The sequence below is a fragment of the Brevundimonas diminuta ATCC 11568 genome (genome assembly GCF_000204035.1).
In the GTDB taxonomy this organism is placed as follows: domain Bacteria; phylum Pseudomonadota; class Alphaproteobacteria; order Caulobacterales; family Caulobacteraceae; genus Brevundimonas; species Brevundimonas diminuta.
Window position 1 is genome coordinate 2,480,434 of the sequence record NZ_GL883086.1, and the last position, 7,541, is coordinate 2,487,974.

A 7,541-nucleotide genomic window follows, 5' to 3' on the forward strand; every position below is an offset into this window, starting at 1 on the left:
GGCCCGGCGCGGGCAGGAAGGCGTCCAGCGGCAGGCGCTGGCGGATGACCTCGCCGAGGCCGAGGCGGTTGAGGCCCGAACAGGCCAGCAGGATGGCGTCGAAATCGCCGTCGCGCAGCCGCTTCAGCCGGGTGTCGACGTTGCCGCGCAGCATCTCGATGTTCAGGTCGGGACGCAGGGCCAGGGCCTGGGCCTGACGCCGCAGGGAGGCGGTGCCGAAACGGGCGCCCTGCGGCAGGTCGGCAAAGGTGGCGTAATGGTCGCTGATGAAGGCGTCGCGGGGGTCTTCGCGCTCGGGCACGGCGGCGATGGCGAGGCCCGGCGGCTGTTCGGCGGGGACGTCCTTCATCGAGTGGACGGCGACATCGACGCGGCCATCCAGCAGGGCTTCCTCGATCTCCTTGGTGAACAGGGCCTTGCCGCCGATTTCCAGCAGGCGACGGTCCTGGATGCGGTCGCCGGTGGTGACGATCTCGACCAGAGGAACAAGGGTTTCGACCTCGGCCTCGGGCACGCCCAGGGCGCGGCCGATGGCGCGCTGCATCATGCCGGACTGGGCCAGGGCCAGGCGCGAACGTCGGGTGCCGATGCGCAGGAGAGGTTGAGTCACGTCGAGACGCCGTTGCGAAAGGGGGGGCGGGTCGCTAACTCCGCCCAATGAAGATGGACGCGGACTATAGCAGGGCGACGGACGGGGCAACCGAACGCGGGTCGGACGGTTTGACCGTGTTGGGGCTGGAGACCAGCTGCGACGAGACCGCCGCCTCGGTCGTGCGGCTGTCGGCGGCGGGCGCACAGGTGCTGTCCAGCGTCATCCACAGCCAGATCGACGACCATGCGGCCTATGGCGGGGTGGTGCCGGAAATCGCCGCCCGCAGCCATGTGGAGATGATCGACGGCGTGACGCGCCGGGCCATGGCCGAGGCCGGGCTGGACTGGAGCGCGCTGGACGGCGTGGCGGCGACGGCGGGGCCGGGTCTGGTCGGCGGGGTCATGGTGGGCCTGTCCTACGGCAAGGCGGCGGCGCTGGCGCGGGGGTTGCCGCTGATCGCGGTCAACCATCTGGAGGGCCATGCGGTGTCGGCGCGGCTGGGGGCGGAGACGACCTATCCCTTCCTGCTGCTGCTGGTCTCGGGCGGGCATTGCCAGCTGCTGGAAGTGCGCGGCATCGGCGACATGAGCCGTCTGGGCACGACCATCGACGACGCGGCGGGCGAGGCCTTCGACAAGATCGCCAAGGCCATGGGGCTGGGCTATCCGGGCGGACCGGCGCTGGAGAAGCTGGCGGCGTCAGGCGATGGGTCGCGGTTTGAGCTGCCGAGGGCGCTGCTGGGGCGCAAGGACTGCGATTTCTCCTTCTCTGGGCTGAAGACGGCGGCGTCGCGGTTGGCCCAGACATGCGAGACGGATCAGGATCGCGCCGATCTGGCCGATGCAGTGCAGAAGGCGATCGGGCGCCAACTGGCCGAACGCTCCGAGCGGGCGATGAAGGATTACGCCGAGGCACATCCGGAACTCGCTGACGGCGCCCTCAAGCAGCCGAGCGCCGCGCGCGAGGCGGTAGGGCAAAAAGAAAGACTGTTTGTCGTGGCGGGCGGGGTCGCGGCGAACAAGACGATCCGGCGGACGCTGGAGGATCTGGCTACGAAACACGGCTTCACCTTCCTCGCGCCGCCGATGATTTATTGCACCGACAATGCGGCGATGATCGCCCTTGCGGGGGCCGAACGGCTGGAGAAAGGGCTCACGTCGGACATTGATGTCGCCGCCCGACCACGATGGCCACTGGACGAGGCGCGCGCGAACGTCGATCCTGTTCACAAGAAAACGGGCCGCAAGGGCGCCAAGGCTTGAACGGCCTGACGCACGGCGGGGGTCGGGGGACCGGAGAAGACATGGAATTTCATACGGCAGGCGTAATTGGCGGCGGCGCCTGGGGCACGGCTCTGGCGCAGAGCGCGGCGGCGGCGGGTCTGGCCGTCATCCTGCAGGCGCGCGAGCCCGAGGTGATCGAGAGCATCCGCACGCGCCGGGTCAACGAAGCCTTCCTGCCGGGGGTCGAGCTGGATTCGGCCATCAACGTCACCTCGGACCTGGCCGACCTGGCTGACTGCGACCTGATCCTGGCCGTGCCGCCAGCCCAGCATATGCGGGCGACGCTGACGGCCTTTGCGCCCTACGCCCGGCCGGGCCTGCCGATCATCCTATGCTCCAAGGGCATTGAGCGCGGCTCGCTGAAGCTGATGACCGACGTGCTGGCCGAGACGATTCCTTCGGCCACGGCCGCCGTGCTGTCGGGGCCGAGTTTCGCCGCCGAGGTGGCGCGCGGCCTGCCCAGCGCCGTGACCCTGGCCTGCGCCGATGCGGCGATGGCCGAGGCGCTGGCGGGCGCCCTGTCGGGGCCGGTCTTCCGGCCCTATTACGCCGACGACCTGATCGGAGCCGAGACGGGCGGGGCGTTGAAGAACGTGCTGGCCATCGCCTGCGGCATCGTCGAGGGCCGCGAACTGGGCCGCAGCGCCCATGCCGCCGTCATCACCCGCGGCTATGCCGAGATCGTCCGCGTCGCCACGGCCTTGGGCGGCAAGGCCGAGACGGTGGCGGGGCTGTGCGGGGTGGGCGATCTGGTGCTGACCTGCTCCAGCCCGCAGTCGCGCAACATGAGCCTGGGCCTGGCGCTGGGGCAGGGCCTCAGCGTCGAGCAGGCGCTGGAAGGCAAGCGCTCGGTGGCCGAGGGCTATGAGAGCGCGCCGGCCGTGCGCGAACTGACGCGCAAGCTGGGCGTCGACACGCCGATCTGCGAGGCGACGGCGGCGGTGCTGGCGGGCGAGCTGACGGTGGATCAGGCGATCGAGAGCCTGATGAGCCGCCCGCTGAAGCCCGAGCGCGAATAGTGGCGCAAGAGGGTCCGGCGGCCGAGACGCAGGAGCGCAAGCGGGTCTGGAAGACGCCGCCGAACGTGGCCCTGTGTCTTGAGGCGGACATCAATGATCCCGGCTCGCGCGGCTTCGTGCTGCAGATCGGCGAGGCCTTCTTCCACGGCTTCGTGGTGAAGAAGGACGGTCAGGTCGCGGGCTGGGTGGATCGCTGCCCGCACGCTGGCTTTCCCATCGCGATGGAGCTGGACCGCTATCTGACGCCGGACGGCTCGCTGATCCTGTGCGGCTGGCACGGAGCGGCGTTCGAACCCCTGTCGGGCGCCTGCGTCGCCGGACCCTGCGCGGGCGGCAAGCTGACGCCTTGGCCGGTCGAGGCGCGGGACGGGGTTATAAGGACGGCGTAAGGGCGGAAGCCGCGTCCCGCCTATTCCTTCGGGACCAGCTTGGGATCCTTGGTGAAGGCTTCGTCGACCTCTTCCTCGGTGATCCGCTTGGAGGGGACGCCGGGCTGGTTGAGGTTCTGCTCCTCGGTGCCGTCGCCCATCATGCCGGGGTGGGGGTCTTTGGGGTCTTTCTCGGCCATGGTGATCTCCTCCGCATGGATGCAAAGGCAATCCGGCGACGGCGCCGGGCGTTCCATCACGCCCGCGCGAGGTCAGCGCTTCAGGCGTCGCGCATTGGCCGTGGCCTTGGCGTGGACGGGGGCCATCGTCTTGGCCTGCGCCTTCAGCGCCGCGCCGTAGAAGGACCAGCCGTCGCTCATCGCCCGGCTCCAGGCGCCCAGGGCCCAGTCGGTCTGGGCGGCGGCGAAGGCGAAGGGGGTGTCGGCGCGGGCCAGTTTGGCCAGGCAGTCTGCGGCCTCGGCCCCCTCGCGCGCGGCCAGACGCCCGGCGCGTTCGGCCAGGTCCAGCGCGCCGGTATAGGCGGCCCCGGCCGAGGCCGTCATGGCCTCGACCTTCTCCACGCCCATGCGATTGAGTTCGGCGTGGTCGGCGCGCAGGGGGTCGGCCAGAGCCTCGCCCATGATCTCGAACCGCCGCGTGATGACGGCGGCCGAGGCTTGGGCCAGTTCCTGACCGGCCTGGGCGTTGCGCAGGGCGCTGCGGGCCGTCTTCTGCATGGGACTCATGCAACGACCCTGGGCTGGTTTCAGGCGACCGGCAAGACTTCTTGCGCGAAGTCGGTCAGGTCGCGGATCAGGGCCGGAACGGCGGCGTCGATGATGCGCTGGCCCTTCTCCGGGGTCGCCTGCGCCGGGTCCGAGCCGATGCGGCCGTCGGGGAAGCGGGCGCGATAGTCGTTGGCGTCGCGGATCGGGCCGAAGGGGGCGATCTTCGGCTCATAGTCGGCGGTCTTGATCCGGTCGGGATAGCCCGCCTGGGTCACGGCGATCTCGGACGGGGTGGCGTGGCTGCCGTGGCCGGTGGGGAAGATGTCCTCGCACAGCTTCTGCACGCCCGGCAGATCCCACCAGTTGCGCAGCTTCAGCACGAAGGGCGGGCGCTCGGCCCAGGGCTCGGGCGTGAAGGACCAGTCGGCGTAGATTTCGGCGAAGGCGGCCTCGATGGTGGCGACGTTGCCGCCGTGGCCGTTGAGGAAATAGATGCGCTCGAAGCCGTGGCGCGTCAGCGACGACACCCAGTCGGCGATCGCCGCCATGAAGGTCGACGGGCGCAGGGTGATGGTGCCGGGAAACGCCAGGTGGTGCTGGGCCATGCCGATGTTGAAGGTCGGCGTGACGATCAGGCTGTCGTCGCCCTTTTCGGCGGCGTGGGCGATGATCTCGGGGCACAGCCAGTCGGTGCCCAGCAGGCCCGTCGGCCCGTGCTGTTCGTTCGAGCCGATCGGCACGATCACCGTCTTGGACAGAAGGGCGCCGGACTTCAGGCGCTCGTCGATCTCGGGCCAGGACGACAGGTGGATCAGCATGGGAAGGACTCCGACGGGCGGGAGGTGAGGGGACTGGGGGCGGCTTTACGCTGATCCGCCTTCAGGGCCAACTTGGGCGCGAAGGCCTATTGCGGCGCGAAGGCGCGCACGAAGCGACGGGCGGCCTCGCGGGCGCGGGCGGGGATGTCGTCGATCTCGGGGTGGGGCAGGCCCAGCACCGAGCGTAGGTGGCCGTGACCCAGCACCATGCCGGTGAACATCTCGGCGGCGGCGACGGGATCGGGCGCGGACAGGCGGCCCAGGCGGTCCTGCTCCTCCAGCCAGACGGCCAGACGGCGCAGGTTCTGGCCGGGCCCCGCGTCATAGACGACGCGCGCCAGCTCGGGCGCCTCGGGCGAGGCCAGGGCCATGCCGCGCAGGGCGACGCCGCGCCCCTCGATGCAGACGCGCCGGATCAGGGTCTCGGCCACGCTTGCCAGGGCGGTCTCGACGTCCATGTCGGAGGCGAGGGGGGCCAGAGTCTCTTCCGAGCGTTGGGCCGCCAGGTCGCGGGCGATGTCCGTCTTGGTCGGATAGCGGTTGTAGAGGGTCTGTTTGGACACGCCCGCGCGCCGGGCGACCTCGGCCATGGAGACCTTGGCGCCCTTCTCCATGAAGAGTTCGGCGGCGGCGCGCAGGATGGCGCGGCTCTTGTGTTCGTCGATCTGGCCGAGGGCGCGGGGCATCAGTGGGCGTCCGTAGGAGCTGCGGAGGGATTGGGCTTGGCCGGTTTGGACAGCAGGGTCAGGAAACCGGCGCAGGCGCAGCCGATGGCTAATAGGGCGAAGGCGTCGCCGAAGGCCAGGGTGGTCGCCTGTTTCTGCAACAGGCCGTAGACCGCCTTCATCGCCGAGGCCTGGGGGTCGATGGAGCCGGCGAAGCGCACGGCCATGCCCGCCATCATGTCGCGCACCCCCTGATGGGTCTGGTCGATGGCGCTGGTCAGCTCGACCATGTGCAGGGCGGTGTTCTGGGTCAGGGAGGTGTTGAGGATGGCCAGGCCGAAGGCGCCGCCGACGTTGCGCGACAGGTTCACCAGGCCCGAGGCGTTCTTGACCATGTGCGGCGGCAAGGTGGCCATTGTCACCTGCTGCGAGGCGATCATGGCCAGCATGACGCCGGCCCCGCGCATGGCCTGGACCCCGGCGAACTCCCAGAAGCCCCACTGATCCGTCACGATGCGGGCGTCCCACATGCCCCAGGCGGCCATCATGAAGCCCACGAACATCAGGATGCGGGCGTCCACCGCCCGCACCAGCCGCCCGGCGATGGGGCCTGTGGCGAACATGGCCAGGCCGGAGACGACCATGGTGGTGCCGACCTCGGCCGCCGAATAGTCGCGCACCCGCCCCAGGAACAGCGGCAGCAGGAAGGTGCCGCCGAACAGGGCCGCGCCGACGATGAAGGTCATCAGCACCCCGACCACGAAGTTGCGGTTGCCGAAGGCGCGCAGCTCGACGATCGGATTGCGGTAGCTGAGCGAGCGCCAGACGAAGGCCGGACCGCAGACGGCGGCGACGACGCTGAGCAGCAGGATCATGTCGTCGGCGAACCAGTCCTCCTTGGCGCCCTCTTCCAACACGAACTGCAGGCTCATCAGGAAGGCGGCCATCAGGGCCAGGCCCAGCCAGTCGAAGCCCTTGGACAGGCTGGGGTCGCCCTTGTCGAAATGGGCGTAGCGCCCGACCAGGAACAGGACGATCGCGCCGGGAAAGACGTTGATGAAGAACAGCCAGCGCCAGCTGAGCCATTCCGTCAGGTGCCCGCCTAGCGTCGGGCCGACGGTGGGGGCCAGCGTTACGATCAGCCCCATGATGACGCTGGCCGTCACGCGCCGCTCGGGCGGGAAGGCGGTGAAGGCCACGGCGAAGACGGTCGGGATCATGGCCCCGCCGACGAAGCCCTGGAGCGCGCGGAAGACGATCATCATCTCGATCGACGACGACAGGCCCACGGCCACGCTCATCACCAGGAAGCCGAGACAGGAGGCCAGGAAGACCTTCTGCGTGCCCCACAGCCGCGACAGGTATCCCGACAGGGGGATCATCACGACCTCGGGGATCAGATAGGCGGTCTGGATCCAGCTGATCTCATCGGCCGAGGCGCCGACCCCGGCCTGGATCTGCGGCAGGGACGCGGCGACGATCTGGATGTCGAGAATGGCCATGAACTGGCCGATGACCATGCCGGCGAAGCCGAGCAGCAGGACGGTCCAGTTGATCTCGGGCTGGTCGGCGGGGGCCGGGGCCGCCGTTGTCGGGGCCGCCGTCTGGCTCACCGGGCGGAGCTCGGGGCGGCGGCCTGGGCCAGGCCCGTCTCGCTCATGTGGGCCTCGGCGAAGGCGGGCCCGCCCTGGCTCTTCAGGTCGACCTTGACCTCGACCGACAGGCCGGGCCGCAGGACGATCGGCTGGCCCGAGGCGTCGCGCTGGACGACGATGCGGACGGGCACGCGCTGGGTGATCTTGGTGAAGTTGCCGGTGGCGTTCTCGACCGGGATCAGGGCGAACTCAGACCCTGTTGCGGGGGCGAAGCTGTCGATACGGCCCTGCAGCGCCCGGCCGGGGAAGGCGTCGGCCTTGATCTCGACGGCCTGGCCCAGGCGCATCCGCCCGACCTGGGTCTCCTTGAAGTTGGCGACGACATAGGTGTCCTGCAGCGGCACCACGGACATCAGCTGGCCGCCCGCCTGCACCACCTGGCCGAGGCGCACGCCGCGCGCGCCGACGACGCC

At 69.9% G+C, this 7,541-nt stretch carries 10 protein-coding genes; 3 read left to right on the forward strand and 7 right to left on the reverse strand.

Annotated features, from left to right (window positions below; translation table 11 throughout):
- Window positions 1-547 (reverse strand): hydroxymethylbilane synthase (hemC, locus tag BDIM_RS15945; protein WP_248601242.1); only part of this gene is annotated, 547 nt, incomplete at its 3' end.
- A 116-nt stretch (window positions 548-663) separates the two neighbouring features.
- Here hemC and tsaD point away from each other — a divergent pair.
- From tsaD to BDIM_RS15960, 3 genes are read left to right on the forward strand one after another with little or no spacing between them, the layout of a single operon-like run.
- Window positions 664-1,854 carry a tRNA (adenosine(37)-N6)-threonylcarbamoyltransferase complex transferase subunit TsaD gene (gene tsaD, locus BDIM_RS15950; RefSeq protein WP_050796811.1) on the forward strand — a complete coding sequence of 397 codons (1,191 nt, stop codon included), beginning with the start codon at window positions 664-666 and terminating at the stop codon, window positions 1,852-1,854.
- 41 nt (window positions 1,855-1,895) lie between these two features.
- Complete coding sequence (locus tag BDIM_RS15955) at window positions 1,896-2,894, forward strand: NAD(P)H-dependent glycerol-3-phosphate dehydrogenase (RefSeq protein ID WP_003166593.1); 999 nt, start codon at window positions 1,896-1,898, stop codon at window positions 2,892-2,894.
- Window positions 2,894-3,283 (forward strand): Rieske (2Fe-2S) protein, encoded by a 390-nt coding sequence (locus tag BDIM_RS15960; protein WP_003166594.1) that lies wholly within the window; start codon window positions 2,894-2,896, stop codon window positions 3,281-3,283. The genes BDIM_RS15955 and BDIM_RS15960 overlap by 1 nt, the downstream gene beginning before the upstream one ends.
- A gap of 20 nt (window positions 3,284-3,303) precedes the next feature.
- Here BDIM_RS15960 and BDIM_RS18220 read toward each other — a convergent pair whose 3' ends face one another.
- The 6 genes from BDIM_RS18220 to BDIM_RS15990 form a co-directional block, all read right to left on the reverse strand.
- Window positions 3,304-3,462, reverse strand: coding sequence for a hypothetical protein (locus BDIM_RS18220; RefSeq protein WP_169312162.1), 159 nt, complete (start codon window positions 3,460-3,462; stop codon window positions 3,304-3,306).
- Between the two features lie 72 nt (window positions 3,463-3,534).
- Window positions 3,535-4,008, reverse strand: coding sequence for a phasin family protein (locus BDIM_RS15970; protein ID WP_112999663.1), 474 nt, complete (start codon window positions 4,006-4,008; stop codon window positions 3,535-3,537).
- 20 nt (window positions 4,009-4,028) lie between these two features.
- Window positions 4,029-4,808 carry a creatininase family protein gene (locus tag BDIM_RS15975; protein WP_003166597.1) on the reverse strand — a complete coding sequence of 260 codons (780 nt, stop codon included), beginning with the start codon at window positions 4,806-4,808 and terminating at the stop codon, window positions 4,029-4,031.
- An 86-nt stretch (window positions 4,809-4,894) separates the two neighbouring features.
- Window positions 4,895-5,494 (reverse strand): TetR/AcrR family transcriptional regulator, encoded by a 600-nt coding sequence (locus BDIM_RS15980; protein ID WP_003166598.1) that lies wholly within the window; start codon window positions 5,492-5,494, stop codon window positions 4,895-4,897.
- The gene (locus BDIM_RS15985) at window positions 5,494-7,086 is read right to left on the reverse strand and encodes a DHA2 family efflux MFS transporter permease subunit (RefSeq protein WP_003166599.1); all 1,593 of its coding nucleotides are present in this window, start codon (window positions 7,084-7,086) and stop codon (window positions 5,494-5,496) included. Before BDIM_RS15985 ends, BDIM_RS15980 begins: the two co-directional genes overlap by 1 nt.
- A partial coding sequence (locus tag BDIM_RS15990) for an HlyD family secretion protein (RefSeq protein WP_040346446.1) occupies window positions 7,083-7,541 on the reverse strand: 459 nt, incomplete at its 5' end. The genes BDIM_RS15990 and BDIM_RS15985, both read right to left, overlap by 4 nt.

Excerpts from the sequence above, each read along its gene's own strand:
- BDIM_RS15955 (WP_003166593.1), top strand. The coding sequence starts at position 1,896 with ATGGAATTTCATACGGCAGGCGTAATTGGCGGCGGCGCCTGGGGCACG.
- BDIM_RS15975 (WP_003166597.1), bottom strand. The coding sequence starts at position 4,808 with ATGCTGATCCACCTGTCGTCCTGGCCCGAGATCGACGAGCGCCTGAAG.
- BDIM_RS15970 (WP_112999663.1), bottom strand. The coding sequence starts at position 4,008 with ATGAGTCCCATGCAGAAGACGGCCCGCAGCGCCCTGCGCAACGCCCAG.
- BDIM_RS15980 (WP_003166598.1), bottom strand. The coding sequence starts at position 5,494 with ATGCCCCGCGCCCTCGGCCAGATCGACGAACACAAGAGCCGCGCCATC.
- tsaD (WP_050796811.1), top strand. The coding sequence starts at position 664 with ATGGACGCGGACTATAGCAGGGCGACGGACGGGGCAACCGAACGCGGG.
- BDIM_RS18220 (WP_169312162.1), bottom strand. The coding sequence starts at position 3,462 with ATGGCCGAGAAAGACCCCAAAGACCCCCACCCCGGCATGATGGGCGAC.